The sequence below is a fragment of the Massilia arenae genome (genome assembly GCF_008014745.1).
Taxonomy (GTDB): domain Bacteria; phylum Pseudomonadota; class Gammaproteobacteria; order Burkholderiales; family Burkholderiaceae_D; genus Telluria; species Telluria arenae.
This window is the reverse complement of the sequence record NZ_VPFD01000007.1, coordinates 39089-64837: the sequence shown is the minus strand read 5'-3', so window position 1 is coordinate 64837 and position 25749 is coordinate 39089. Positions and strand designations below refer to the sequence as shown.

Genomic DNA, 25749 nt, shown 5'->3' with positions numbered 1-25749 from the left:
GGATAAATGTCGGCTTTGTAAAGAATAAAAACCGGGGATCCCATTGAGCATTTCAAGCATGACAGGTTATGCGGTCGCCACCAGCGAAGGCGCTGCCGGAACCCTCACGATCGAAATCAAGAGCGTCAACTCGCGCTTCCTCGATCTGCAGTTCCGCATCAATGACGAATTGCGCGCGCTGGAACCCGACCTGCGTTCGGCGATCATGGCCGCGATCACGCGCGGCAAGGTCGAGGTACGCCTGTCGTTCGGCCGCAAGGTCAGCGGCGGCTCCTCGGCACTGAACCAGGAACTGCTGGCCGACCTCGCCCGCCTGCAGGGCGAAGTGACGCGTCACTTTGCCCAGGCATCCCCGATGACGGTGGCCGAACTGCTGCGCTGGCCCGGCGTCATCGAAGAATCGACGATCGGCCAGGAGTCGCTGCAGGCCGACGTCGCCGCGCTCACCGCCACCACCATCGCCGCTTTCGTCGACAGCCGCAGGCGCGAAGGCGCGGCGCTCGAAACGATGCTGCAATCGCGGATCGAATCGATGGAAGCGATCGTCAAGCGCATCACGCCGCTGATCCCGCAAGTCATTTCGCAATTCCAGCACAAGGCCATCGAGCGCATGCAGGATGCATTGGGTCTGGCCGGCCACGGCAATCCATCGACGCTCACGCGCCAGGAAGTGCTGGAGCGGATCCGGCAAGAAGTGACCTTGTACGGCATCCGCATCGACGTCTCAGAAGAATTGTCGCGCCTGTCGGCCCACCTGAACGAAACCCGCCACATCCTGAAAAAAGGCGGCCAGGTCGGCAAGCGCCTCGACTTCATGATGCAGGAACTGAACCGCGAAGCGAACACGCTGGGCGCCAAGGCCTCGGTCAAGGAGCTGGCGGATGCGTCGATGGAGCTGAAGCTGCTCATCGAGCAGATGCGGGAACAGGTGCAGAATCTGGAGTAATCGGCTGACGTTGTTCAGCACGGACATTTATTTTTTTGTTAGCCCCAAAACCGTCGTTCCCGCGCAGGCGGGAACCCAAGTTGCAAGCGTTTCGATATCGCTGGCAAACTTAGGTTCCCGCCTTCGCGGGAACGACGTATTTATGCTAGCGTGATTGTCATTATTATCGCGACACGAACTCGCGACAAAACGTATTAACAAAGGAATTCCCATGCTCCCACAAGCCTTCTCCGGCAGCCTGTTCATCGTCGCCGCCCCGTCCGGCGCCGGCAAGTCGAGCCTGGTCAACGCCCTGCTGGCGCAGGAACCCGGCATCAAGCTGTCGATCTCGACCACGACCCGCAAGCCGCGGATGGGCGAGCTGGATGGCGAGCACTATCACTTCACCGGCGCCGAGGATTTCGTCACCCGCGCCGAACGCGGCGAATTCCTGGAATGGGCCGAGGTGCACGGCAATTACTACGGCACGAGCCGCCTGACCGTCGAACAAGAGATGAAGAACGGCACCGACATCCTGCTCGAGATCGACTGGCAGGGCGCCCGCCAGGTGAAGAAGCTGTTCCCGGACGCGGCCGGCATCTTCATTTTGCCGCCGTCGATCGAAGCGCTGGAAGAACGCCTGCACAAGCGTGGCACCGACGAGCCGCACATCATCACACGCCGCCTGCTGGCGGCCGGCGGCGAGATCGCTCACGCTCCCGAGTTCGAGTATGCTATCATCAACGAAGAGTTTAACGTCGCCCTGGCCGAACTGCAGGCGATTGTCAAAGCGACACGTTGCCGGTTCGCCCAACAGGCCGCCCGCAACGCTACGCTGTTTGCCCAGCTGGGAATCCACGCGCATCAACCTCAATCCTGATCAGCGCGCCATTTAGGCGCGCTTTCACTGTTGTCGTTGCCCTCGCGTTTTGTATTTATTGCACATTAGGAGCACACATGGCCCGCATCACCATCGAAGACTGCCTCAAGAACATCCCTAACCGCTTCCAGCTGACCCTGTCCGCCACCTACCGTGCTCGTCAGCTGCTGCAAGGCCACACCCCAAAGGTCGAAGCCAAGGACAAGCCGACCGTCGTCGCCCTGCGCGAGATCGCCGCCGGTAAGGTCGGCATCGAAATGCTGAAAAAAGTGCCGATGTAATTCCCTTCGGGGTTGCCTGAATTAGCGTCATCCCGTCTTCTGTTATTCTGTACCTACTACGGCTTGACGATTAACGTAATGAACCTGTTTCCTCCAGATTCGACCAATTCACGCAACCCCGTTGCTCCACGCGAGCGGCGCGCCGACAATCGTCCTCCGGACTTTGCCGAGCCCGTCGCGCCCGGCGTAGCGTCCGTTACGCAGCTGATCGCGAAGCTGTCCGAATACCTCACGCCCGCCGAACTCAAGAAGGTCAAGGAAGCCTACCGCTTCTCCGACGAGATGCACCTGGGCCAGGTCCGCAAGTCGGGCGAGCCCTATATCTCCCATCCGATCGCCGTCGCCGAGATCTGCGCCGAGTGGAAGCTCGATGCGCAAGCCATCATGGCCGCCCTGCTGCACGACGTGATCGAAGACCAGGACGTCAAGAAGGATGAGCTGATCGAGCGCTTCGGCGCCCAGGTCGCCAACCTCGTCGACGGCCTGTCCAAGCTCGAGAAGATCGAGTTCCAGAGCCAGCTCGAAGCCCAGGCCGAGAATTTCCGCAAGATGCTGCTGGCGATGGCGTCCGACGTGCGCGTGATCCTGATCAAGCTCGCCGACCGCCTGCACAATATGCGCACGCTGGGTGTCATGGTGCCGGCCAAGAAGCGCCGCATCGCCGGCGAGACGATGGAAGTGTATGTGCCGATCGCCCACCGCCTCGGCCTGAACAATATCTATCGCGAGCTGCAAGACCTCTCGTTCTCGCACCTGTATCCGCTGCGCTACCAGACCTTGTCGAAGGCGATCAAGGCCGCGCGCGGCAACCGCCGCGAAGTGGTCAAGAAGATCCTCGAGGCGGTCAAGAACCAGCTGGCTTCGAGCGGACTGCAGTTCGAAGTCGACGGCCGCGAAAAGACGCTGTACGGCATCTATAAAAAGATGCGCAACAAGCACCTGTCGTTCTCGCAGGTGCTGGATGTGTATGGCTTTCGCGTCGTGGTCGACAGCGTGCCCAACTGTTATGTGGCGCTCGGCACCCTGCATGCCCTGTACAAGCCGATGCCCGGCAAGTTCAAGGACTACATCGCGATCGGCAAGATCAACGGCTACCAGTCGCTGCACACCACCCTGATCGGCCCCTACGGCACCCCGGTCGAATTCCAGATCCGCACGCAAGAGATGCACCGCACCGCCGAAAGCGGCGTGGCGGCGCACTGGCTGTACAAAACGGGCGACTCCAACATCACCGACCTGCAGCACCGCACCCATGCCTGGCTGCAGTCGCTGCTCGACATCCAGCAGCAGACCGGCGACTCGGCCGAGTTCCTCGAACACGTGAAAGTCGACCTGTTCCCGGATTCGGTCTATGTGTTCACGCCCAAGTCGAAGATCATCGCGCTGCCGCGCGGCGCCACGGCGCTGGACTTCGCCTACTCGATCCACACCGGCATCGGCGACCACACGGTGGGGGTCAAGATCAACAACGAAGACCAGCCGCTGCGCACCGAGCTGCACAACGGCGACATCGTCGAGATCATCACCAAGCCGGAGTCGCGTCCGAGCCCGACCTGGCTCACGTTCGTGCGCACCGGCAAGGCGCGCTCGGCGATCCGCCACCACCTGCGTGCGATCGACGTCAACGAATCGGTCGAGCTGGGCCAGGAACTGCTGGCCCAGGCGCTAGCGGTGCGCAATATCAAGCCGGAACTGTCGGACGCCGTCATCGAGCGCCTGCTGGCCGAGACCTCGGCCAAGTCACTCGAAGAAATGTATGCCGACATCGGCATCGGCAAGCGCATGCCGGCCCTGGTGGCGCGCCACATCTTCGGCCTGATGGAAGGCGACCCCGACCTGCTGCCCTCGAACAAGCCGATCCCCAGCAGCGAGATCGCGCCGGTCACGATCTACGGCAGCGAAGGCGTGGCGGTGCAGCTGGCGCCGTGTTGCCTGCCGATCCCGGGCGACCAGATCACCGGCCAGCTGCGGCGCGACCAGGCGCTGGTGGTCCACACCTGCGACTGCCTGCCGGCCAAGCGCGTCCGCGCCAAGGAACCCGATCGCTGGATCGCGGTGCAATGGGGCGACGAGCTCAACCGCCGCTTCGACTGTCGCATCCGCCTGTTGATCAACAACGAAAAAGGCATTCTCGCCCGCGTGGCCGCCGAGATCGGCGAGTCGGACGCCAACATCACGTATGTGGGCATGGACGAGGATGACGAGCACAGCATGACGCAATTGCGCTTCACGATCCAGATCAAGGACCGGGTGCATCTGGCGCAGCTGATTCGCAATCTGCGCCGGGTGGCGGGGGTCAATCGGGTGGAGCGGGAGCGGTCGTAAGCTTGCCCGCCGTCGTTCCCGCGAAGGCGGGAACCTAAGTTTTACGCTTAGAGTTAAATTAAACAGCACCACTTAGCAAGCAGGCTTGGGTTCCCGCCTTCGCGGGAACGACGTGCTGGGGGTGCGGGCTGTGGTCAGCCGATCAGGCGTTCTTGTCGACCTTGTCGACCTTGTCAATACTCAGCGCCAGGATGCTGTCGAACGCCGCGCACGCACCCGCGCACGCATCCGCGATCTCGTCGGGCGACTTCACGTGCTCTTTCAGCGCCAGCATGAACGCGCGCCAGCGCGGCCCCGGGCCTTCGTCGGCTCCGCGCAGGTAGCGCAGCGGATGCGGCGCCAGCCGCTCCGAGAGCTTCCCGTACAACACCTTCCCGCCCAGCTGCGATCCTTCGATCACGTACGCCACGCCCCAGCGGTAGGCGGCGCTGGCATCCTGTGGCCAGGCATGCGGTGTCGAAGGCACGCGCACCGGCGACACGCCGGGTTCGTTCAGATCGGCATCGATCAGCGCCAGCCGCCCGACCGCCGGCAAGACCGTTTGCGGGCCATCGTTGAAACCATCCAGCCAGGCCTGCAGCGGCGCCAGCCAGTCGCGCACCAGGGTCAGGTGCGTGGCATAGTCGTGCATATCGGGAGCGGGACCGGACAGCGGCAGGCCGCTGTCGAGCCGTTCGTGGCGTTCGGAAGTGGCGGCGCGCAGCGCGGCCAGGGCGTCCACATCGGGCGCCGTATCGTGAGGTCGGTTCATGCCCTCATCTTAGCAGCGAACCAATCACTCAGTCGGCCACGGGCTCCGGATAGTCGACCGATAAGATCTCCAGCTCGTCCATGCCGAGCGGCGTCTGCAGCGGCACCACGTCGCCCTCGCGGCACTTGGTGAGCGCGCGCGCCACCGGCGACACCCAGCTGATCTTGCCCTTCAACGGATCGAGCTCGTCCACGCCGACGATGGTGACGGTGTGTTCCTCGCCCGCCTTGTTGATATAGCCCACCGTCGCCCCGAAAAAGACCTGGTCATTACCGTAATGAACAGTCGGATCGACCACGAAGGCCGAGTCCATGCGCTTGGTGAGAAAGCGGATGCGGCGGTCGATCTCGCGCAGGCGGCGCTTGCCGTAGATATAGTCGCCGTTCTCGGATCGGTCGCCGTTCGAGGCGGCCCAGTGCACGATGCGCACCACCTCGGGCCGGTCGACGTCGATCAGCTGCAGCAGCTCGTCCTTGATGCGCTGGTAGCCGGCCGGGGTGATGTAGTTCTTGGCGCCGGCGGGAATCGCCTGCACCAGGGCCAATGCCTCGGCGTCGTCATCGTCGCCATCGGACTCTTTTACAAATGCCTTATTCATGACCTTATTGTAACGAGACTTGGCGTCGCCTGCGCCGGGATTCGCGCGCTTTTATCGTATGATGCAGACAACCCCAAAGCAGTGCGCGCAAAAGAAGCGACGAGACAAAACAATGAGCCTGCCCTCCCCTTTCCACACCGAACATCCTTCCACCTCCGGCCTGGTCTACCAGTTCGTCCTGCACCGCGACGGCAGCACCAGCTTCCCCTGCCTGAACGACGGCTGCAGCGCGCTGCTCGGCCTGGCGCCCGGCGAGCTGCAGGACGATCCGTCCCTGTTCGAAGCCCTGATCCTGCCGGAAGACCGCCGCGCCTACCACGAGGCGATGCAGATGTCGGCCGCCGCCCTGGCGGCCTGGAACTGGGAAGGTCGGATCCGCATTCCAGCCTGGAACGACGTCAAGTGGATCAACCTGCGCGCCACCCCGCACACCCGCGAGGACGGCGCAGTTCAGTGGGATGGCATCATGACCAATATCACGGCAAGCAAGCAGGAGCAGGAAGAATCGCACCGTTCGCGCGAGCGCCTGGCCGAGCTGACCGCGCATATCGAGCAGGCCAAGGAAGACGAGCGCACCCGCATCGCGCGCGAGATCCACGACGACCTGGGCGGCAATCTCACCGCGATCAAGATGGCGCTGGCCATGCTGTCGGCGCGCCTGCCGCCGGACCAGCCAGACCTGATCGACAAGGCCAACTACGTCGACGACCTGGTCGACCGCACCATCGAGGCGGTGCACCGCATCTCGCTCGACCTGCGCCCTAGCACGCTCGACCTCGGCATCGTCGCCGCACTGGAATGGCAGGCGCGCGAGTTCGAGAAGCAGATGGGGATCGCCGTCATCATGCGCTGTCCCGATAAAGACCTGGCGCTCGAGCCCGACCATGCGAGCGCGCTGTTTCGCATCTTCCAGGAAGCGCTCACGAACATCGCCAAGCATGCCGACGCAACCCGCGTCACGGTGTCGCTGCGGCGCCAGCGCAAGCTGCTCACCCTGTCGATCTGCGACAACGGCCGCGGCATCCAGCTCGCCGACCGCCTCAAGCCGCAATCGTTCGGCCTGCGCGGCATGAGCGAGCGCGCCAGCGCGCTGGGCGGCACGCTGGCCTTGTCGTCCGCGCCCGGAGGTGGCACGATGGTGACCATCAAGACCAGGCTGGCAACCCGGACCTCCGCGCCGCAGGCGGCCGCAGACAGGGCAGCACAAGAAGAAGAATGACCGAAAAAATAAACATCCGCGTTTTCATTGCCGACGACCATGCCATCGTGCGCGAAGGACTGAAGCAGATCCTGGCCGAGCAGAGCGACATCAATGTCGCGGGCGAAGCCGAGAACGGCGTCGACGCCGCCCGCCTGGTGGGCAAGTCGAAGGCCAATGTGATGCTGCTCGATATCTCGCTGCCCGACCGCAACGGCATCGACGTGCTGAAACAGATCAAGAAAGACAAGCCCGAACTGGCGGTGCTGATGCTGTCGATGCACCGCGAAGACCAGTATGCGATCCGCGCACTGAAGGCCGGCGCGTCCGGCTATCTCACCAAGCAGAGCGCGCCGCGCGAACTGGTGACGGCCATCCGCCAGGTGGCGGGCGGCCAGAAGTACGTCAGCGCCGCGCTGGCCCAGACCCTGGCCAGCGCGATCGGCGAAGACCACGAGGCGGCGGTGCACGAAGGCCTGTCCGACCGCGAATACCAGACCCTGACCATGATCGCCTCGGGCATGACGGTGAGCGAGATCGCGCGCGAGCTGTCGCTGTCGGTCAAGACCATCAGCGAGTACCGCGCGCGCTTGTTAGTCAAAATGAAACTCAAGACCAGCGCCGAGCTGACGACTTACGCCATCCGTAACGGTTTGGTGGACTGAATGTGACATTCCGTTGCGCGCCGGCGGCAACCGGCGCGCTCAAGGGCTGTGTTACCGTTTTTTAATTGATATACGGCAAAAAAGCTGATTATCATGTCGCCAATCCCGCGAATCCAGCGCAGCAATCTATGTCCATCTCGCCTCCTCCTGCCATCCCGGCCGCGGCTTCCGCCATGAATCCCGCTGACATTGCCCGCGAAGCCTTCCGCCGCCTCGCCACCCGCCGCATCGCCCCGACGCCGGACGCCTACCGCGCGATCTATGACGAGATCGCAGGCGTCCCGCCGGCGCCACCCGCGCCGCCGTCGGCGCCCGACGCCGGCGCGCTCGAGGTCCTGGCCGGTTTTGCGCGCCGCATGGCCGAGACGCCGGGCGAGCTGTCCGAATACGGCCGGCGCATGGTGCGCGCGGCCAAGGCCGAGGACTGGACCGGCTATACCCAGGCGCTGGGCCAGATGGCCGACCGCCACCTGCGCCGCAACACGCCGGTGATGGCGCTGGGCGACGAAGAACCCGATACGGTCCTGCTGCGCGAGATGCTGGCGCGCACCCTGTCGTTTGCCTGCGCCTCGCTGCTGAGCGGCGACAAGGAGTTGTCGGCCGAGGCCGAAGCGCTCGGCGCAGCGGTCAAGACCGCCGTGGGCGAAGCCGAGTTGCAAGAGATCGCGGCGCGCCTCAAGCAGTTGTGCTTCCAGATCGAACTGCGCAAGGACGACGGCGCCGAGCAGCAGGAACTGCTGCTGCGCTTGTTCCGCCTGCTGCTCGACAATATCGAAGGCCTGCTCGACGACGACAACTATATGCGCGGCCAGGTGCTGGTGGTGCAGGAACTGATCAAGGGTCCGCTCGACACGCGCGCGCTCGAAGACGCCACCCGCAGCCTGAAGGACGTGATCATCAAGCAGGGCCACCTCAAGCACGGCATCGACGACGTGCGGGCGACCATGAAGAACATGATGATGACATTCATCGACCGCCTCGGCTCGGCCGCCGCCGCCACCAGCGACTACCACGCCAAGCTGGGCGGCTTCTCCGAGCGCATCGGCAACGCCACCGACGTCAACGAAATCAACGGCGTGCTCGACGAGGTGCTGCGCGAGATGCGCAATGCCCAGGACGAAGCGCTGGCCTCGCGCGACCGCATGGTCAGCGCCCACAAGGAGGTGCAGGAAGCCGAGCAGCGCATCCGCGAACTCGAAGCCGAGCTCCAGCATATGAGCGAACTGGTGCGCGAAGACCAGCTGACCGGCAGCCTCAACCGCCGCGGCCTGGACGATGTGTTCGAGCGCGAAAGCGCGCGCGCCGACCGGAGAAAAACGCCGCTATGCGTGGCCCTGCTCGACCTCGACAACTTCAAGCGTCTGAATGATACCTATGGCCATATGGCGGGCGACGCCGCGCTCAAGCACCTGGTGAAGGTGGTGCGCGACACCTTGCGCGCGGTGGATGTGATCGCCCGCTTCGGCGGCGAGGAATTCCTGATCCTGCTGCCCGAGACCTCGGTCGATGCGGCGGCGGCGGCCATGGTGCGGGTACAAAGGGAATTGACCAGACACTTCTTCTTGCACGATAACGAGAAGATGCTGATCACGTTCTCGTGCGGGGTGGCGCTCAGGTTGCCCAACGAGGAACAGGCGTCGCTCATGGCGAGGGCCGACAAAGCGATGTACCAAGCCAAGAATAGCGGCAAGAATCGGGTGGTGATCGCGGATTGAGGGGAGGCTTGCATGACTTACACTCGTCATCAAGCAGATGGTGCTCAATGGATAATAATCTGGTTTGGCTAGCGCTGTCCACATGGCCATCCGGTGTGCATTCAGCCCCTGAAAATAAATCTTTCTTGACCCTCAAGTTTCATCCGGGCTTGTCGACAGGGCGTTCCACTCCAGGGCCTGCATTGCCGCCTGAAGCGAAATTTCTTCGAACCAGGCCTAAACTTTTTCCATCGAGCACCGTTACCAGCAACAACAGCGGTTTGAACGTCACGGAACAGCGCGACGGACCAAAGTACACAGCAGCAAGGTCGCTGCACCCCGTAAGACCACGTCTCTGGAGTAGACACCATGGCATCCGTAATCAATACCAACGTCGCATCCCTCAACTCGCAGCGCAATCTCGCCGCATCACAGTCGTCCCTGAATACCTCGATCCAGCGCCTGTCGTCGGGCCTGCGTATCAACAGCGCAAAGGATGACGCTGCTGGCCTCGCGATCTCCGATCGCATGCAGTCCCAAATCAAGGGCATGACCCAAGCCACTCGCAACGCCAATGATGGCGTGTCGATGGCCCAAACCGCTGAAGGCGCCCTGTCGAGCTCGGGCGATATCCTGCAGCGTATCCGTGAACTGGCAGTGCAATCGTCGAATTCGTCGAACTCGGCAAGCGACCGCCAGGCCCTGCAAACCGAGGTAACCCAGCTTAGCTCGGAACTGAACCGTATCTCGAACACCACCGAATTCAACGGCCAGAAGCTATTGGACGGCACCATGGGTACGGCCAACTTCCAGGTCGGCGCAAATGCTGGTCAGCTGATCTCGATGACCGGCTCGAATTTCCAGACCAATACCTACGGCAACAACAACATCGCGTCGAACGGTGTGGCGGCGGCCGCCGCCAGTAATGCGTCAGAAGGTTCGTTCACCATCAATGGCGCACTGGGTTCGCAAACGATCCAGACCACGGGCCATGTCGCAGGCGCGCCAGCGGATGATAATGGCACGCCAGGCGACACCACTGACGACACCCCTGCAACAGACGCCGTCAAGGGGTCGACCGCCAAGTCGATCGCTAGCGACATCAACAACCAGACCGCGAAAACCGGCGTGACCGCCACCGCGCGCACCGATGTCAACGTCAAGTTCGGCGGCGGCGAATCCTACCAGTTCACGCTGGCCTCGGACAACGAGAAGCCGCTGACGATCTCGTTCACCGTTGGCGGTACGGCCTCCAACGCGACTGACTATGCATCGGCGATCAACGCCATCAACGCCCAATCGGCCAATACCGGCGTGACCGCCCAGTACGATCAGGAAAACGGCGGCCTGAAGCTGACCAATGCCAGCGGCGAGAACATTAACCTCGTCAATACGAAGGCTACCGACAATACCGTCTTCTCCGTCAGCAACTACAAGACCGACGGTAACCTGACGAGCGACAATGACGACGGCACCGCTGGCGCAGCGCCGGACATCAGCCTGGCAACGTCGAACGCTACCGCCGTTGCGAACGGTCGCGTCGCGTTCGATTCGGAAAACAGCTTCTCGGTGACCGATGCTGCAGGCAGCGCTACCCCAGCAACCAGCGGCTCCGGCTTCAACCTGGCCGCAGACGGCTCGTCGTCGAAACTGAAGTCGGTCGCTTCGTTGGACATCACGAGCTTCGAAGGCGCCCAGGCAGCCATCAAGATCGCCGACGCCGCGCTGGCGAAGGTGAACGGCCAACGCGCCCAGTACGGTGCTCTGCAGTCACGCTTCGAATCGGCGATCTCGAACCTGTCGTCGTCGACCGAGAACCTGTCGGCATCGCGCAGCCGCATCGTTGACACCGACTTTGCTGCTGAAACCGCGAAGATGACCCGCGGTCAGATCCTGCAGCAGGCCGGCACCTCGATGCTGGCCCAGGCGAATTCGCTGCCGAACGGCGTCCTGTCTCTGTTGCGTGGCTAATCGCTAGCACAAGGTAACAACGCGCTGTAAGCGATTCCTCGGCTGGAGAAATTCAGCCGAGGAATTTTTATTAGGGAAATCGACATGCAAATCCAGTCCACCGGTTTGCCGCTCAGCCAGCGCCTGGACGAACGTCTGGACGCCGTGGCTGACAGCGGCGCGGTCGCAGGACGCCAAGTGCGCCTGGACGCGACCAACACGCCGCCGAGCAAGGAAGAAGTGTCGGCGGCGGTCGACAAGCTCAACGAGGCAATGGTAACGTCGGCCCAGAGCCTGAAGTTCGAGATCGACGACGATACCAAACACATCGTCGTCAAGATCATCGACCAGAGCACGCAAGAAGTCGTGCGCCAGATGCCCACAGAGGAGGCGCTGCAGATGGCCAAGTCGATCGACAAGATGCAGGGATTGCTGATCCGACAGACCGCCTGACAGCCATTCTTGAAGCGTACCAGGCGCCGTCCCCACAAAGGGCGGCGCTTTTTTCGTAATCATGGGGAAGCTCCTCTTAACTGAGCAGCAAAAGAAAAACAAAGCTGCCTTTACCGCTCTTAAGTACCGTTTGTTTCTGCCGATAACCACTTACATTATCGCTTTCACGGGAGAAACCAGTGGCTACCAGCGCACTCGACATTAACAGCATCGTCAGCCAGCTGATGCAGGCAGAAGCAGCCCCGCTTGCCAACTTCGACAAGAAGACCGCCGCGCTGCAGTCGCGTAACGCTGCGCTGGGCAAGGTAAGTGCCGCCGTCGGCACTTTCCAGGCAGCCTTGACCTCTCTGAATTCCTCTGCCACTTTCCAGGGCCTCTCGGCCGCCTCGTCGAGCAAGGATGTCCTGAGCGCCAGCGCGAGTGCGGGCGCCGTTCCTGGCAAGTACAACATCAACGTCACCCAGCTGGCTCAGGCGCAGAGCCTGAAGACCGGCGGGATGGCCAGCAATACCTCGACCATCGGCAGCGGCGTCCCGACTACTATCACCGTCCAGTTCGGTACGGCCAGCGGAGGCAAGTTCGGCGCCACAGGCAGCGTCCTGGGCGCGGCGGCTGCCGCAGGCGGCATCTCGAATGGCTCGCTCACCCTGAACGGCACCGCGATTTCCACCAGTTCGTCAACCAACAGCGCCCGCGCGTTGGCCGAGGCGATCAATTCCCAAAGCGAAAAGACCGGCGTGACCGCCACCGCCGGCGCGGCCAGCACGGCGGCCGACCTGTTCGCCGGCTTTAACACTGTCAGCGCTGGCGCCAATTCCAGCTACGCACTCTCGGTTGGCGGCGTACAGATCGCTGCCCTGAACAGCGGCGGCAGCATGAGCGCCGCCGACCTCGACACGGCGCTGGGCAACGCCAGCGTGCGCAATGCGCTGGCCGCAGCCAACATCACGGTCAGCGGTCGCGCCGACAACGAGTCGCTCAAGTTCACCGCGGCCGACGGCGCCAGCATTGCCGTCACCGAAACCGTGAGCGGCGCGGTGAGCGGCGGCATTGGCCGCGCCGCGAACGAAGCCAACAACGGGTCGAGCGTGACCGCCACTGCCGGTGTCACCCTGCGTTCGAACGACGGCAAGCAGATCGTCGTCGGCGGTGCCAATCCAGGCGCGGCAGGCTTCAGCGCCGGAAGCGTGGGCAGTCACATTGACTCGGAGTTCGCGCTGAACGGCGCCATGGCCAGCAAGACCATCACGCTCGACGCCGGTAGCCAGTCGCTGCAGGGCATCCGCGATGCGATCAACAAAGGCGACATGGGCGTGACCGCCACTATCGTCTCGGACGGCAGCGCCAATCCTTATCACCTGGTACTGACGTCAAACAAGACCGGTGAAGCGACCACCATGAAGATTACCGTCGGCGGCCCCAACGGGGAAGCAGGCGACCCGGCCATCGCTGCCTTGCTCGGCTACGATCCGGCTGGCGTGCAGAACATGACCCAGACCGTTGGCGCCCAAAGCACGGTGCTGAACATGAACGGCATCGACATCAAGAGCGACAGCAGCACCGTCACCGGCGTCGTCGAAGGTGTGTCGCTGGACGTGACTGGGCTCGGCAGCTCGACAGTAACGGTGTCGAAGAACACCGGCGCAATCACGACTGCAGTGAACGATTTCGTCAAGGCTTACAATGACCTGAACAAGACGATCAGCAGCCTGACCAGCTACAACGCCGAAACCAGGACCGGTGGCGTACTGCAGGGCGACGCCAGCGTGCGCTCGATCCAAAGCCAGTTGCGGCGCCAAATCGGCAGCGTGATGGAAGGCACTGGGGGCAAACTTAACTCCCTGAGCCAGATCGGCATCTCGTTCCAGCAAGACGGGTCGCTCAAGCTCGATTCCACCAAGCTGAGCAAGGCAATGAGCACCAACGCCGACGATATCGGCAGCCTGTTCGCCGCCATGGGCACGACCACTGACGGCATGATCAAATTCGACAAGTCGACCGCGACCACCAAGCCCGGTACCTACGCGGTGAACGTCACAGAACTGGCTACCCGCGGTACGCTGGCCAGCAGCGCAGCTCTGAGTGGCTCGACCACAATCGCACCGAACACCACCTGGCGTGTCACGCTGAACCAGACCGACCCAGTTACAGAAAGCAAAACACAGGAAATCAAGCTCACCGCTGGCACCTACAGCAACGCCGACCTGGCCGCCATGCTGCGCTCGGCGATCAACGGCAACGCGACATTCGCTGGCGCTGGCGACACGGTCGAAACCTCGCTCGAGGATGGCATTCTGTCGCTGTCATCCAGCAAGTACGGGTCGATGTCAAATATCTCGATCGAAGGCGTTAGCGGGAGTTCGGTGGACAGCATCTTCGGCGGCGCCGCGCCAAAGAAAGGCACGGATGTGGTTGGCACCATTGGGGGTGTGGCAGCCAAGGGTAACGGACAGGCCCTGACCGCCAGCGACGGCTCGGGCGCGGCCGGCATCCAGATCACGATCACAGGCGGCAAGACAGGTGACCGCGGCACCGTGACGTTCTCGCAGGGTTACGCTTTTCAGCTGACCAACCTGGCCGCCAGCTTCATCGGCAAGGACAGCCTGCTCACCAGCAAGACTACCGGCCTGAATGCGTCGATCAAGTCGATTGCCGACCAGCGCTCGCGCTTCGAGGCCCGTCTGGAAGGCATCGAGAAGCGCTATCGCGCTCAATTCGTAGCACTCGACACCGCGCTGGCGTCGATGCAGAACACTTCTAGCTATCTCACCCAGCAACTGGCGTCGCTGTCGGCGAACTGGGGTTGATGAACGCATTACCGCAAGTTCACAGAAACATTTATTCAGGATTTTTGGAGAAACACATGTTTGGAACCCCTAAACGCGGTGTTGGCGCCTATGCCACGGTCGGCCTCGAAACCGGCGTCGCCTCGGCCTCGCCGCACAAGCTGGTGGTCATGCTGTACGACGGCGTCATCGTCGCCCTGCTCAGCGCGATCAACGGCATCAAGTCGTCGAACATCGCCATCAAGGGCGCCTCGATCTCGAAGGCCATCACGATCATCGACAACGGCCTGCGCGCCTCGCTCGACAAGAAGGCCGGCGGCGAGATCGCCGCCAACCTGGACGCGCTGTACGACTACATGAGCCGCCGCCTTCTGGAAGCGAACATCAGGAACGACGCCACCATCGTCGAAGAAATCCACGGCCTGATGGCCGACCTGCGCGGCGCCTGGGTGCAGATCGGCGAGCAGCAGGAAGCGCCCGAGCCGATGCCGCCCGCGATCCAGAAAGCCCCCACCCTGATGAGCGTTTGAGGAAGATGACGACAATGACGATGAGCGGACAGGAAGTCGTGACCACCTACGAAACCATGGTCGGCATCACCGAGCGCATGCTCGATGCGGCCAGCGCCAACGAGTGGGACCGCCTGGCCGAGCTGGAGCAGGAATGCGCGCGCCACGCGAATCGCTTGAAAGCGAATGAAGGCGGCGCGGCGCTGGGCGGCCAGGAGCGCCTGCGCAAGGTCAACGCGATCCGCCGCATGCTCGACTTCGACCGCCAGATCCGCGACCTCACCATGCCATGGATGGCCCACCTGTCGTCGCTGATGAAGAGCACCTCGACCGAACGCCGCGTCGTGCGCGCCTACGGCGTCTGATAATGGGAGGGCCCGATGCTGCCGCGTGAACTCGTCGGCAGCGTCGCGCCTGTCACCCCGGCGCGGCCGGCCGAGCAGGCCGCCGATCCGCGCCAGCAAGCCTTTGCGCGCGAGATGGCGCCATTGCTGGGCAAGGCCATCCACGGCGCGATCCAGGCCCGCCTGACCGACGGTAGCTTCGTCGTCAGGTTCGCCGACACCCAGGCCCGCATGCAGCTGCCGCCCGGCGCCCAGGTCGGCGCCGACGTGCCAATGACCCTGGTCGGCCTGCATCCGCGCCCCACCTTCCAGGTCGGCTCGCAAACAACCACCACCACCGCCTTCGCCGAAGCCGGCCCCGCGCCGCAAGAGGACGCCGATGGTGCGCATGCGCCGCTGTCGTACCGCGAAGGCGCCGCCGTCGGCCGCGCCAGCGCCCTGCTGGCTTCCAGCGGCGCGATGGCCGCGCAGGCCTTCGCCGGCGGCACCGAAGCGAAGAACACTACCCTCAGTCCCACCGCCCAGGCCCTGGCCGGCGTGCTGGCCGCGGCGCAGAAGGCCGACAGCCAGCTGTCCTCCATCGTCGGCCGCGCGCCGCTGGTGGGCGGCCCCGGGGCCGATCCGGCTCTGCTTGCCGCCGGCCTGCAGCAGGCCTTCGGCAAAAGCGGCCTGTTCTACGAATCGCACGTGGCGGAATGGGCGCGCGGGGCCCTGCCGCTGTCCGAACTGGCCGGCGAGCCGCAGCAGCAGGCCGCGCAGGGCGGCGTACGCCCCAATCCGCAGGATCCGGCCACCGCCCAGTTCATCAGCATGCAGCTGGCGGCCCAGGAACAGTCGCACCTGGCCTGGAAAGGCCAGCTGTGGCCGGGCCAGCCGATGGAATGGGACGTGCAGCGCGAGGCCCATGGCGGCAAGGATGGCGAGGGCGAGCAGGCGATCTGGCATTCGCGCCTGCGCCTGCGCTTTCCGCAGCTGGGCGAACTCGAGGCGCAGCTGCGCATGGTGAACGGCGCCTTGCAGGTGCAGTTCGCGGCGGCCGACGACGCCACCGCCGGCCTGCTGCGCGAGCACATGCCGGAACTGGCGAGCGCCCTCGATGCGGTGGGTACGCCGCTGGCCGGCTTCGACGCGCGCGCGCGGGCCGCCCGGCCAGAAGCGAGGGATGCGGGCGATGACTGAACCGGCCGACAAGCGGCGCCAGAACGCCGTGGCGCTGGCCTATGGCGCCGGCGAGCGCGCGCCGACCGTGGTGGCCAAGGGTTCCGGCATGGTGGCCGAACAGATCATCCGGCGCGCCCAGGACGCCGGGGTGTTCGTGCACGAATCGAAGGAGCTGGTGTCGCTGCTGATGCAGGTCGATCTCGACCGCGAGATTCCGCCGGCCCTGTATCGGGCAATTGCGGAACTGTTGGCATGGCTATATCATATAGAGTCGGCTCGACAACATGGTGAGCTCTTGCCTCCCGCGCCCGATCCGACGCCCCACCTCCCAACGGAATTAGCGGCAAGGACAGAAGCAAGCAATGATTGAAGCAGAACTGGAAGACTGGCACGACTACGAAGTCGGATCGCGCCGCGAGATCGTGGCGCTGCTGCGCCAGATCGGAGAAAAGAACCAGCTGATTCGCATGCTGATCAAGGGCGAGGCCGACGTTTGCGTGACCTCGATCCTGGCGGTCGACGAAGACAGCGGCACCGTGGTGCTCGACCGCTCGGTCGACCGCGCCCAGAACGAGCGCATCGTGACCGCCGGCCGCGTCAAGTGCGAAACCACGCTCGACAAGATCCGCATCCTGTTCGGCGCCGATGGCCTGGCCGCCACCACCTGGCGCGGCGAGCCCGCGCTGCGCGCCGACATCCCGCCCACCCTGATCCGCCTGCAGCGGCGCGAGTACTACCGCATGCCGACGCCGGTCAGCAATCCGGTGCGCGCATTGATTCCGGTGCCGATCGACGCCGGCGGCGGCATGGGCGTGTTTCCGCTGCACGACATCAGCGTCGGCGGCATCGCCCTGCTCGACAACAAGCTCCAGCTGGGCGCGGGCATCGGCCGCGTGATCGAGGGCTGCCGCATCGAGCTGCCCGAGATCGGTCCCATCGCGACCTCGCTCGAGATCCGCAACTCGCTCGACCTCACCCTGCTGAACCACAAGACCAGCCGCCGCCTGGGCTGCCAGTTCGTCGACATCTCGCGCGGCGGCCTGGCGGCCGTGCAGCGCTACATCACCAAGCTCGAACGCGAGCGTAACGCCAAGCTGGCCGGTTTGGCCTGAACCTTCAGGTGGCCTGCCGCGCCGGCACGGCGTAGCGCGGCGCCGGCGCCGCATTGCCGAACATCCCGGCCAGCTCGCGCCGCGCCGTATCGAAGGCGGCCCACTTCTCTCCATCGTGCAGGCCCGGAATGGTGACCTGCTCGCCCTGCGCCAGGCCCGCCAGCGCGGCGTCGACCAGGTCGTCCACGCTCATGATGACCCCGGCCGGCAAACGCTCCAGGGGATGGCCCAGCGTGTCCCAGAAACCGGTGGCGGTCACGCCCGGCAGCACCGCCTGCACGCGCAGCCCCTTCGCTCCGAACTCGTGCTGCAGCGCCTGGGTAAACGCCAGCACATAGGATTTGCTGGCGCCATACACACCATTCATCATCTCGGTCGCGACGGCGACGATCGACGACACGTTGACGATGGTGCCGGCGCCGCGCGCCGCCATGCCCGGCGCCACCGCATAGGTCAGGCGGGTCAGCGCGGTGACGTTCAGCGCGATCATCCGGTCCATCGCATCGACGTCGTCGCCATGCAGCGGCGCGACCGAGCCGATGCCCGCGTTGTTCACCAGCAGCGTGACGTCGCCGCGCACGCGCAGCAGCGCTTCGACGCGGCGCAGCGCCTGCGGATCGACCAGGTCGGCGGCCAGCACCTCGACCTTGCGGTCGGTGGCGGCGCGCACCAGGCTCGCCACGCGCGCCAGGCGCTCTTCGTCGCGCGCGATCAGCACCAGGTCGTAGCCCTGGCGCGCCAGGCGGTCGGCATACACCGCGCCCATGCCGGTCGATGCGCCGGTGATGACCGCGGTTCCCTTGTTCGTTTGCGTCATTGGATGTCCCTTTCAGAAATTGGCGGGACCAGTGTAGCGAGCCGCCAATAAAGGTGCAATCTTGATGCCTCTTTAATCGGAGGGAGGCCGGCATCGCGCATCGGCAGGCCCGGGACGGCGCGCTCCTCCTTTCGGGAGAGTTTCGAGAAAAAATCGCGCCGCATGTCACAGCCGGGCGCGCCCGCTCGTCTTATATGCAAGAAGGCCGCACAGTGCGTCCTCGCCCCCCCTGAAAGGAACACATCATGTCCGCACGTCTGAACCTGTTCACCCTGGCCCCCGCCAACCTGAAAGCCATGGTCAACCTGTCGATGACCAACCGCCAGAGCTCGATCGGCGAGCGCCTGTTCGAACTGGTGCAGCTGCGCGTCTCGCAGCAGAATGGCTGCGGCGTCTGCATTGACATGCACTGGCGCGACCTGATCAAGCAGGGCGCCGATCCACGCCACCTGAACTCCCTGGCCGCATGGCGTGAATCGCCGTTCTTCAGCGAGCGCGAACGCGCCGCCCTGGCCTGGGCCGACGCCGTCAACGCGCTGCCGCACCGCGACGACACCGACGCCGCGTGGCCGACCCTGCGCGAGCATTTCAGCGAGAACGAGATCGCCGAACTTGGCTATACTATCGCGGCGATTCGTGGTTGGAACGTCCTCAACCTGAGTCTGCGCAACCAGATCCCGGTGCATCCCGCCCCGGGCATGTAACCGACGATCGATGGACACGGCCGCGCGCGAACTTTCTTCTTCCCTGTCGCTTCCCACAGCATCGCTGCACGGCCACGACACCGCGACCCTGTCCCAGGCGATGGGACTGCTCGCCATCGTCGGCGACCTGAGCATGGGCCAGCCGATCGACGGTTCGGAGCGCTCCGCGCGCCTGGCCGCGCGCGTGGCCGCGGCGGCCGGCGCCAATGCCGCCGCCTGCGAGCACGCGCGCATGGTGGCGCTGCTGCGCTGGTCGGGCTGCACCGCCAACGCCGCCGGTTTCGCCGCGATGATGGGCGACGACGTCGGCGCGCGCCATGCGCTGGTCAGCCACACCCTCAATGCCCAGCAGGTGGCGCGCCTCTCCGACACCACCGAGCTGGCTGAAGTGCACTGCGAAATCGCGGGCGACATCGCCGCCATGATGGGCTTGCCGGCCGTGGTCGAAAGCGGCTTGCGCCACGTGTGGGAGCATTACGACGGCAGCGGCCTTCCATTCCACCTGCGTGGCGACGAAGTGCCGACCGTGGTGTACCACGCGGCGCTGGGTGGCGACCTCGAGATCCTGGCGCGCGTGCATGGCATCGAGCGCGCGCTGGAAATGATCGCGCAGCTGGGCGACGTCAAGTATCCGGCACGCCTGGTGGCGCTCGTGGCGCCGCACGCGCGCGCCTGGCTCGACGAACTGGAGGCCGACGAAGCGCCATCGTCGCAGGCGGATTTTCTTCCGGTATCGGTGCCGCTCACGCTGGTGGCCGACATGATCGAACTGAAGCTGCCCTGGCTGGCCGGCTATTCGCGCCGCGTCGCGCTGCTGGCGCAGGAGGCGGCGCAGCTGGCCGGCCTGCCCGAGGCGCAGCAGCGCAGCCTGGCGCGCGCCGCCCTGCTGCACGGGATCGGGCGCGCGGCGGTGACCAACACGGTGTGGGAACGCAGCGGCAAACTGAGCGCCGCCGACTGGGAAGCGGTGCGCCTGGTGCCCTACTGGACCGCGCGCGCCGGCAGCCGCATCGACGGCCTGGGGCCGGACGCGCAACTGGCCTCGCACGTCTACGAACGGCTCGACGGCAGCGGCTACTTTCGCAGCCTGGACGCGAGCGCCCTCGGCGCGCCGCAGCGCCTGCTGGGCGTGGCCGCCGCCTGGGTGGCGCTGCGCTCGCCGCGGCCATGGCGCGCGGCCCACGAGCCGGCGGCGGCCGGCGCCCTGCTCGCGGCCCAGGTCACGGGCGGCCGCTTCGACCGCGTCATGGTGGACGCCGTCATGGCCGCGGCGACGGGCGTTCGTCCCACGCCCGGCAATGGTGCGAATGGTGCGGGAGGCGCGCCGGTGCGCGCCACGCTGTCGGCGCGCGAAGCCGAAGTCTTGCAGCGCATCAGCCTCGGAGAGAGCAACAAGGAGGCCGCGCGCGCCATGCGCATCAGCCCCAGCACCGTGCGCACCCACGTCGAGAGCATCTTCCGCAAGCTCGACTGCTCGACCCGCGCCGCCGCCACCCTCAAGGCCCTGACTCTCGGCCTGATCTAGCAGCCCTTCGAGGCCGATGGGCTCGAGCGGGCCGCGGAACATATAGCCGCGCAGCGGCACGTTGACGATCCAGGCGCCGGCATCGGGCGCCACCGCACCCAGCGCCTTGCGCAAATTCGAGACGTGCACGCGCACGTTCGCTTCTTCCACCACCAGGCCAGGCCACACCTGGCGCAGCAGTTCATCCTTGCCCACCACCTCGCCGGCGCGCCGTACCAGGCACACCAGCAGGTCGAAGGCGCGCGAGCCCAGCGCCACTTCGCGCCCGCAGGCTTCCAGCCGGCGCCGGCGCGGGAACAGCACGCATGGTCCGATGCGCCAACCTGTCTTCACTATCGTTCTCCTGCATAACTCGGCGTGCGCCGCCACAATGCATCCATAAGCTGGACGCGTGGGCGGCGGAGCCGCCCACCCTACGCCGCGGTATCGATCGCGCGCACCATCGCCCCCAGCACCGCCGCGGCGTCGTACTGCGCCGCATGGCGCCGGTGCAGCGCGCCCATCGCGGCCGGGTCCATGGCGCCGCGCTGTTCGAGCTGGCGGCGGAAATCCGCATCGCGGAAGGGGTCGCGCACGCTGTCGCCGAATTCTTCCAGTCCCAGGCGGTCATCGCCATCGACGTCGAGCATCGAGTGAAGTTGCCTGGCGCGCTCCATGCCTTCGTCGCCACCAAGCCCGGTCGCCAGCTCGTCGACGCCGATGATGCCGTCGCCGTCGGTATCGATCGACTTCGCCACCTCCTGCTTGTACAGCATGGTGTACGAGCCCTGGGTCATGGTCATGCCCTTGGCGGCGAAACCGGCGATCGCATCGGCATGGCGCGCCGCGTTTTCTTCGAGACGGCGCCTGTCTTCGGCCGAATCGGCGCGCGCCTGGGCGATCACGAACGGGACCTGGCCGGCCGACGGCTTCGCACTGGCGATGCGGGGCAGTGCCGACGACAGCGCCGAGGACAGACTCGATGAGATTTGCATGGCTGCTCCATCGTGGATGAGGGACTGTCATCGTCGCGCCGAATGCGTGCTGGATAAAGAGCCAAGATCGGGTCAATGACTGGGGCCATCGCGCCGCCGATGCGAAGTCGCATGGGGCGCTACCCGCGCCCTGTACCAAGATCTGGATTTAAGGATGAGCCAAGCCGTTCTTGGCCCAATCCGCTCTTTCGTAACTACCGGTCCAAGTGCATAATCTACTGCCAAGGAGGTAACGTTTCCAATGCAAGACCTGTCCGTCAGCGACTACCTGAGATTCGACGCCGGCAGCCCGGTTCCGCTGTACCGCCAGATCCACGCCCGCGTGCGCGAGGCGGTCGACACGGGCGTCCTCAAGGCGGGCGACCGCATCCCCGCCACCCGCGTGCTGGCCGAGGAACTCGGCCTGGCGCGCGGCACGGTGGCCGCGGCCTATGCGCAGCTGGCGGCCGAGGGCTATCTCGAAGTGCGCGGCGCGGCCGGCTCGGTGATCGCGCGCCGCGATCCCGTGCAGCGGCCGCCGGCGCGCGCCAAGGTGGCGCCCCGCGCGCGCCCGCTGCCACTGGACGTCGGCGGCGCCGTGGCGCCGCTACCGTTCCAGATGGGATTGCCGGCGCTGGACGCCTTTCCGCGCAAGGTATGGGCGCGCATGGCGGCGCGCACCGCGCGTTCGCTGCAGACGCGCCACCTGCTGAAGGAATCGAGCTTCGGCGCGCCCGCCCTGCGCACCGCCATCGCCAGCTACCTCAAGCTCTCGCGCGGAATCGACTGCACGCCATGCCAGGTATTCGTCAGCGCCGGCTACCGCGAGGTCCTGGGCCTGGTCGCGCACGCCCTGCTCGCGCCGGGCGATATGGTGTGGGCCGAGGAGCTGGGCTTTCCGCCCACGCGCCACCTGCTGGCCGGCCTGGGCTATGTGCCGCGGCCGGCACCGGTCGACGAGCATGGCCTGGACGTGGCGCGCGCCGCGTTGCTGGCGCCGGGCGCGCGCATGGCGGTGGTCACGCCGGGCCACCAGTGCCCGCTCACGGTCAGCATGCCGCCGGCGCGGCGCCAGGCCTTGCTGGACTGGGCCAGCGCCCACGATGCCTGGATCGTCGAGGACGACAACGACGGCGAGTTCCGCTACAGCGGGCGGCCGCTGCCGGCCCTGGCCAGCATGGACCGCGCCGGCCGCGTGATCTATAGCGGCAGCTTCAGCAAGGTGATGTTCCCGGGACTGCGCCTGTCCTACGTGGTGGTGCCGCCCGAGCTGGTCGAGCGCTTCGAGGATGCCGCCAGCCTGCTCAGCAACGGCTGCCCGGCGCTGACCCAGGCCATCCTGTACGAGTTCATGCAGGGCGGTCATTTCGTGCGCCACATCCAGGCCATGCGCCGCCTGTACGCCGAGCGCCGCGAGCATACGGCCCGCGCGCTGGCCCCGGCCTTCGGCAACCGGGCCACGATCCTGCCCCAGGTGGGCGGCCTGCATCTGGTGGCCGAAGTCGCGCCGGGCGCCGACCGTCTGCTGGCCGCACGCCTGCGCGAACACGGCCTGGCGGCGCTGGCGCTGGCCGATTTCCATGCCGGCACGCCCACGCGCAGCGCGCTCCTGATGAACTTCACCAACGTGGCCAGCGAAGTCCAGGCAGAAGAACTGGCGCGGCGCGTGGCGCAGGCGATGGAAACGCCTCTCCCTTAGGCGATTGGCACAGAGGACGGCAAGCGCCGCTCTACCCAAAGGCGTATTGTCGCGCCCCGCTCCAACTCCGTATCTTTGAGGCATCTTTTTACGGCCTGCGCACCCGCGCCCGGGCCGACCTTCTTTCGCCTGGACCCGCCATGAATACCATGACCATCCTGCTGTCCTCGTTCATCCTCTCGGTGACGGGATTGGCGATCTTCATCTGGTCGCTGCGCAACCGCCTGTTCGAGGCCAGCCCCGCCGCGGCCCGCACCATCTTCTCGGAAGGCGAGATCGGCCGCAGCGACGACCCCGCCGCCACGCCCAGCCAGGCCGCCGCCCAGGCCGCGCGCGACGCCGCGCCGCCTCTCACCGAGGACGAGGCGCGGCAATTGGGCGCGGAACTGCAGGCGCGGGTCGAGGCCGACCGTTCGAGCTCGCTCGTGACCTTCCTGTTCCTGGCCTGCGCCGTCGTCTGGCTGCTGGTGGCGACCGCCGCGGGCCTGCTCAGCTCCATCAAATTGCACGAGCCCGACCTGCTGGTGAACCAGGCCTGGCTCACCTTCGGACGCATGCGCACCATCCACCTGAACGCGGTGGCCTATGGCTGGGCGCCGATGGCGGCACTGGGGCTGGCCATGTGGCTGCTGCCACGCCTGCTCAAGACGCCGCTGGTCGGCGCGCGCTACGCGATCGCCGGCGCCATGGTGTGGAATGCGGGCCTGATCGCGGGCCTGGGCTGCATCGCGGTAGGCCTGTCCGACGGCATGGAGTGGCTCGAGATCCCGTGGCAGGTCGACATCCTGTTCGTGGTCGGCGGCGCCCTGGTCGGCCTGCCGCTGGTGTACACGCTGCAGGCGCGCACGGTGCGCCACCTGTACGTGTCGGTCTGGTACATGGGCGCGGCGCTGTTCTGGTTCCCCACCCTGTTCCTGGTCGGTAACCTGCCGGCGATGCACTTCGGCGTGCAGCAGGCGGCCATGAACTGGTGGTTCGGCCACAACGTGCTGGGCCTGTTCTACACGCCGATGGCGCTGGCCTGCGTGTATTACTTCCTGCCAAAGATCATCGGCCGCCCGATCCAGTCGTACAACCTGTCGCTGGTCGGCTTCTGGTCGCTGGCCTTCTTCTACGGCCAGGTCGGCGGCCACCACCTGATCGGCGGCCCGGTGCCCGGCTGGCTGATCACGCTGTCGATCGTGCAGAGCGTGATGATGATCGTGCCGGTGCTGGCGTTCTCGATCAACCAGCACCTGACCATGAAGGGCCACTTCAGGCGCCTGTGGGATTCGCCCACGCTGCGCTTCATCGTGCTGGGCGGGATGATGTACACCCTGAGCTCCGTCCAGGGTTCCATCGAAGCGCTGCGCAGCGTGAACACGGTGGCGCACTTCACCCACTTTACGGTGGCCCACGCCCACCTCGGCCTGTACGGCTTCTTCACCCTCGTGATGTTTGGCGCTGTGTACTTCGTGATGCCGCGCGTGATGGATTGGGAGTGGCCGTATCCGAACCTGATCTCAATGCACTTCTGGCTGGTGGTGCTGGGTTTTAGCATCTATTTCGTCGGCCTGTCGATCGGCGGCTGGTTGCAGGGCCTGGCCATGCTGGATGCGGCCAGGCCGTTCATGGATTCGGTCAACGTGACCATCCCCTGGCTCAAGAGCCGCTCGGTGGGCGGCGCCATCATGGCCCTCGGCCACCTGGTGTTCGCGAGCCACTTCGTGCTGATGGCGACCCGCCGCGGCGTGGCGCGCGAAAGCGCGGCGCTGCTGAACGAACCGCTGAAGGCCACCTCGGTCCCAACCGCGGCCTGAAAGGAAGATCATGCAAGACGAACTCAAACTGCTGGGCGGCGCGATGGTGACGCTGGCGCTGGCGACATCGGCGCTGGTGGTGGTGCCGCACATGCAGCTCAAGGACGGCGAGCCGCCGCCGGGACTCAGGCCGTATAGCTCGGCCGAGCTGCGCGGACGCCAGGTGTACATCGCCAACGGCTGCATCTATTGCCACTCGCAGCAGCCGCGCGATTCCGTACAGGCGCCGGACGACAAGCGCGGCTGGGGCCGCGCCTCGGTGGCGGCCGACTACCACTACGACAAGCCGCACCTGCTGGGCACCATGCGCACCGGGCCCGACCTGTTCAACATCGGCGCGCGCCAGCCCAGCGTCGACTGGCACCTGGGCCATATGTACCAGCCGCGCGCCTACGTCGCCGGCTCGATCATGCCAGCCTATCCCTACCTGTTCGAGGTCAAGGACAAGGCGGACGAAGGCGACCGCGTGGTGACGCTGCCGCGCGGCTACACGCCGGCCGGCAAGGTGGTGGTGGCGCGCCAGGAGGCGCTCGACCTGGTGGCCTACCTGGTGGGCCTGGATCATACCTATCCGGCGGTCGAGACCATCGGCACGCAGAGGGAACGCAAATGAGTGAGCA

The 25749-nt window shown here is 65.4% G+C and carries 24 protein-coding genes and 1 pseudogene; 20 read left to right on the top strand and 5 right to left on the bottom strand.

Features of this window, described 5'->3' with window-relative positions:
- Positions 1 to 58 precede the first annotated feature (58 nt).
- The 4 genes from FVD38_RS08520 (at position 59) to FVD38_RS08505 (ending at position 4411) form a co-directional block, all read left to right on the top strand.
- A complete protein-coding gene (locus FVD38_RS08520; RefSeq protein ID WP_123067721.1) occupies positions 59 to 946 on the top strand; it encodes a YicC/YloC family endoribonuclease in 888 nt (295 codons plus the stop codon).
- Between the two features lie 211 nt (positions 947 to 1157).
- Positions 1158 to 1805 (top strand): guanylate kinase, encoded by a 648-nt coding sequence (gene gmk, locus FVD38_RS08515; RefSeq protein WP_147934417.1) that lies wholly within the window; start codon positions 1158 to 1160, stop codon positions 1803 to 1805.
- Positions 1806 to 1882: 77 nt separating this feature from the next.
- On the top strand, positions 1883 to 2086 hold the full coding sequence (rpoZ, locus tag FVD38_RS08510) for a DNA-directed RNA polymerase subunit omega (RefSeq protein ID WP_123069763.1): 204 nt from the start codon (positions 1883 to 1885) through the stop codon (positions 2084 to 2086).
- Between the two features lie 78 nt (positions 2087 to 2164).
- Entirely contained in the window at positions 2165 to 4411 is a 2247-nt protein-coding gene (locus FVD38_RS08505; RefSeq protein WP_147934416.1) for a RelA/SpoT family protein, read from the top strand.
- A gap of 142 nt (positions 4412 to 4553) precedes the next feature.
- On the opposite strand, the gene FVD38_RS08500 is transcribed toward FVD38_RS08505, so the two are convergent.
- Positions 4554 to 5162, bottom strand: a complete 609-nt coding sequence (locus tag FVD38_RS08500; protein WP_147934415.1) for a biliverdin-producing heme oxygenase — start codon at positions 5160 to 5162, stop codon at positions 4554 to 4556.
- A 28-nt stretch (positions 5163 to 5190) separates the two neighbouring features.
- Positions 5191 to 5760, bottom strand: coding sequence for a transcription elongation factor GreB (gene greB / locus FVD38_RS08495; RefSeq protein WP_147934414.1), 570 nt, complete (start codon positions 5758 to 5760; stop codon positions 5191 to 5193).
- 112 nt (positions 5761 to 5872) lie between these two features.
- Here greB and FVD38_RS08490 point away from each other — a divergent pair, with 112 nt between their 5' ends.
- The 11 genes from FVD38_RS08490 to FVD38_RS08440 all read left to right on the top strand — a co-directional run bounded on the left by FVD38_RS08490 (position 5873) and on the right by FVD38_RS08440 (position 17632).
- Positions 5873 to 6979, top strand: a complete 1107-nt coding sequence (locus FVD38_RS08490) for a sensor histidine kinase (RefSeq protein WP_147934413.1) — start codon at positions 5873 to 5875, stop codon at positions 6977 to 6979.
- Positions 6976 to 7623 carry a response regulator gene (locus tag FVD38_RS08485; protein ID WP_147934412.1) on the top strand — a complete coding sequence of 216 codons (648 nt, stop codon included), beginning with the start codon at positions 6976 to 6978 and terminating at the stop codon, positions 7621 to 7623. The genes FVD38_RS08490 and FVD38_RS08485 overlap by 4 nt, the downstream gene beginning before the upstream one ends.
- A gap of 173 nt (positions 7624 to 7796) precedes the next feature.
- Complete coding sequence (locus FVD38_RS08480) at positions 7797 to 9338, top strand: sensor domain-containing diguanylate cyclase (RefSeq protein ID WP_229493518.1); 1542 nt, start codon at positions 7797 to 7799, stop codon at positions 9336 to 9338.
- 348 nt (positions 9339 to 9686) lie between these two features.
- Positions 9687 to 11288, top strand: a complete 1602-nt coding sequence (locus tag FVD38_RS08475; RefSeq protein WP_147934410.1) for a flagellin N-terminal helical domain-containing protein — start codon at positions 9687 to 9689, stop codon at positions 11286 to 11288.
- 84 nt (positions 11289 to 11372) lie between these two features.
- A complete protein-coding gene (locus FVD38_RS08470) occupies positions 11373 to 11720 on the top strand; it encodes a flagellar protein FlaG (RefSeq protein WP_147934409.1) in 348 nt (115 codons plus the stop codon).
- A gap of 179 nt (positions 11721 to 11899) precedes the next feature.
- Positions 11900 to 14527, top strand: a complete 2628-nt coding sequence (gene fliD, locus FVD38_RS08465) for a flagellar filament capping protein FliD (protein WP_229493516.1) — start codon at positions 11900 to 11902, stop codon at positions 14525 to 14527.
- A 56-nt stretch (positions 14528 to 14583) separates the two neighbouring features.
- Positions 14584 to 15036: a flagellar export chaperone FliS gene (gene fliS, locus FVD38_RS08460; protein ID WP_147934408.1), complete on the top strand. Its 453-nt coding sequence runs from the start codon at positions 14584 to 14586 to the stop codon at positions 15034 to 15036.
- 5 nt (positions 15037 to 15041) lie between these two features.
- The gene (locus tag FVD38_RS08455; protein ID WP_370660632.1) at positions 15042 to 15380 is read left to right on the top strand and encodes a flagellar protein FliT; all 339 of its coding nucleotides are present in this window, start codon (positions 15042 to 15044) and stop codon (positions 15378 to 15380) included.
- Between the two features lie 15 nt (positions 15381 to 15395).
- On the top strand, positions 15396 to 16538 hold the full coding sequence (gene fliK, locus FVD38_RS08450; RefSeq protein ID WP_147934406.1) for a flagellar hook-length control protein FliK: 1143 nt from the start codon (positions 15396 to 15398) through the stop codon (positions 16536 to 16538).
- Positions 16531 to 16890, top strand: a complete 360-nt coding sequence (locus tag FVD38_RS08445; RefSeq protein ID WP_147934405.1) for an EscU/YscU/HrcU family type III secretion system export apparatus switch protein — start codon at positions 16531 to 16533, stop codon at positions 16888 to 16890. The genes fliK and FVD38_RS08445 overlap by 8 nt, the downstream gene beginning before the upstream one ends.
- On the top strand, positions 16883 to 17632 hold the full coding sequence (locus FVD38_RS08440; protein ID WP_147934404.1) for a flagellar brake protein: 750 nt from the start codon (positions 16883 to 16885) through the stop codon (positions 17630 to 17632). Before FVD38_RS08445 ends, FVD38_RS08440 begins: the two co-directional genes overlap by 8 nt.
- Positions 17633 to 17636: 4 nt before the next feature.
- Here FVD38_RS08440 and FVD38_RS08435 read toward each other — a convergent pair whose 3' ends face one another.
- Positions 17637 to 18449 (bottom strand): SDR family NAD(P)-dependent oxidoreductase, encoded by an 813-nt coding sequence (locus FVD38_RS08435; protein WP_147934403.1) that lies wholly within the window; start codon positions 18447 to 18449, stop codon positions 17637 to 17639.
- A 245-nt stretch (positions 18450 to 18694) separates the two neighbouring features.
- Between FVD38_RS08435 and FVD38_RS08430 the strand changes: the two genes are divergently transcribed.
- Positions 18695 to 19153 (top strand): carboxymuconolactone decarboxylase family protein, encoded by a 459-nt coding sequence (locus tag FVD38_RS08430; RefSeq protein ID WP_147934402.1) that lies wholly within the window; start codon positions 18695 to 18697, stop codon positions 19151 to 19153.
- A 10-nt stretch (positions 19154 to 19163) separates the two neighbouring features.
- Complete coding sequence (locus FVD38_RS08425) at positions 19164 to 20678, top strand: HD domain-containing phosphohydrolase (RefSeq protein ID WP_147934401.1); 1515 nt, start codon at positions 19164 to 19166, stop codon at positions 20676 to 20678.
- 96 nt (positions 20679 to 20774) lie between these two features.
- On the opposite strand, the pseudogene FVD38_RS26810 reads toward FVD38_RS08425, so the two are convergent.
- A pseudogene (locus tag FVD38_RS26810) lies at positions 20775 to 20903 on the bottom strand (winged helix-turn-helix domain-containing protein); the annotation flags it as partial.
- A gap of 188 nt (positions 20904 to 21091) precedes the next feature.
- Complete coding sequence (locus tag FVD38_RS08415; RefSeq protein WP_147934400.1) at positions 21092 to 21652, bottom strand: EF-hand domain-containing protein; 561 nt, start codon at positions 21650 to 21652, stop codon at positions 21092 to 21094.
- A 241-nt stretch (positions 21653 to 21893) separates the two neighbouring features.
- Between FVD38_RS08415 and pdxR the strand changes: the two genes are divergently transcribed.
- The 3 genes from pdxR (at position 21894) to FVD38_RS08400 (ending at position 25742) form a co-directional block, all read left to right on the top strand.
- The gene (gene pdxR / locus FVD38_RS08410; RefSeq protein ID WP_147934399.1) at positions 21894 to 23330 is read left to right on the top strand and encodes a MocR-like pyridoxine biosynthesis transcription factor PdxR; all 1437 of its coding nucleotides are present in this window, start codon (positions 21894 to 21896) and stop codon (positions 23328 to 23330) included.
- A gap of 140 nt (positions 23331 to 23470) precedes the next feature.
- Positions 23471 to 25129 (top strand): cbb3-type cytochrome c oxidase subunit I, encoded by a 1659-nt coding sequence (locus tag FVD38_RS08405; protein WP_147934398.1) that lies wholly within the window; start codon positions 23471 to 23473, stop codon positions 25127 to 25129.
- Between the two features lie 10 nt (positions 25130 to 25139).
- Positions 25140 to 25742, top strand: coding sequence for a cbb3-type cytochrome c oxidase subunit II (locus tag FVD38_RS08400; protein WP_147934397.1), 603 nt, complete (start codon positions 25140 to 25142; stop codon positions 25740 to 25742).
- Positions 25743 to 25749 lie beyond the last annotated feature (7 nt).

Bases quoted from the DNA above. Each gene is read 5' to 3' on its own strand.
- FVD38_RS08520 (WP_123067721.1), top strand. From the start codon at position 59: ATGACAGGTTATGCGGTCGCCACCAGCGAAGGCGCTGCCGGAACCCTC.
- gmk (WP_147934417.1), top strand. From the start codon at position 1,158: ATGCTCCCACAAGCCTTCTCCGGCAGCCTGTTCATCGTCGCCGCCCCG.
- rpoZ (WP_123069763.1), top strand. From the start codon at position 1,883: ATGGCCCGCATCACCATCGAAGACTGCCTCAAGAACATCCCTAACCGC.
- FVD38_RS08505 (WP_147934416.1), top strand. From the start codon at position 2,165: ATGAACCTGTTTCCTCCAGATTCGACCAATTCACGCAACCCCGTTGCT.
- FVD38_RS08500 (WP_147934415.1), bottom strand. From the start codon at position 5,162: ATGAACCGACCTCACGATACGGCGCCCGATGTGGACGCCCTGGCCGCG.
- greB (WP_147934414.1), bottom strand. From the start codon at position 5,760: ATGAATAAGGCATTTGTAAAAGAGTCCGATGGCGACGATGACGACGCC.
- FVD38_RS08490 (WP_147934413.1), top strand. From the start codon at position 5,873: ATGAGCCTGCCCTCCCCTTTCCACACCGAACATCCTTCCACCTCCGGC.
- FVD38_RS08485 (WP_147934412.1), top strand. From the start codon at position 6,976: ATGACCGAAAAAATAAACATCCGCGTTTTCATTGCCGACGACCATGCC.
- FVD38_RS08480 (WP_229493518.1), top strand. From the start codon at position 7,797: ATGAATCCCGCTGACATTGCCCGCGAAGCCTTCCGCCGCCTCGCCACC.
- FVD38_RS08475 (WP_147934410.1), top strand. From the start codon at position 9,687: ATGGCATCCGTAATCAATACCAACGTCGCATCCCTCAACTCGCAGCGC.
- FVD38_RS08470 (WP_147934409.1), top strand. From the start codon at position 11,373: ATGCAAATCCAGTCCACCGGTTTGCCGCTCAGCCAGCGCCTGGACGAA.
- fliS (WP_147934408.1), top strand. From the start codon at position 14,584: ATGTTTGGAACCCCTAAACGCGGTGTTGGCGCCTATGCCACGGTCGGC.
- FVD38_RS08455 (WP_370660632.1), top strand. From the start codon at position 15,042: ATGACGACAATGACGATGAGCGGACAGGAAGTCGTGACCACCTACGAA.
- fliK (WP_147934406.1), top strand. From the start codon at position 15,396: ATGCTGCCGCGTGAACTCGTCGGCAGCGTCGCGCCTGTCACCCCGGCG.
- FVD38_RS08445 (WP_147934405.1), top strand. From the start codon at position 16,531: ATGACTGAACCGGCCGACAAGCGGCGCCAGAACGCCGTGGCGCTGGCC.
- FVD38_RS08440 (WP_147934404.1), top strand. From the start codon at position 16,883: ATGATTGAAGCAGAACTGGAAGACTGGCACGACTACGAAGTCGGATCG.
- FVD38_RS08435 (WP_147934403.1), bottom strand. From the start codon at position 18,449: ATGACGCAAACGAACAAGGGAACCGCGGTCATCACCGGCGCATCGACC.
- FVD38_RS08430 (WP_147934402.1), top strand. From the start codon at position 18,695: ATGTCCGCACGTCTGAACCTGTTCACCCTGGCCCCCGCCAACCTGAAA.
- FVD38_RS08425 (WP_147934401.1), top strand. From the start codon at position 19,164: ATGGACACGGCCGCGCGCGAACTTTCTTCTTCCCTGTCGCTTCCCACA.
- FVD38_RS08415 (WP_147934400.1), bottom strand. From the start codon at position 21,652: ATGCAAATCTCATCGAGTCTGTCCTCGGCGCTGTCGTCGGCACTGCCC.
- pdxR (WP_147934399.1), top strand. From the start codon at position 21,894: ATGCAAGACCTGTCCGTCAGCGACTACCTGAGATTCGACGCCGGCAGC.
- FVD38_RS08405 (WP_147934398.1), top strand. From the start codon at position 23,471: ATGAATACCATGACCATCCTGCTGTCCTCGTTCATCCTCTCGGTGACG.
- FVD38_RS08400 (WP_147934397.1), top strand. From the start codon at position 25,140: ATGCAAGACGAACTCAAACTGCTGGGCGGCGCGATGGTGACGCTGGCG.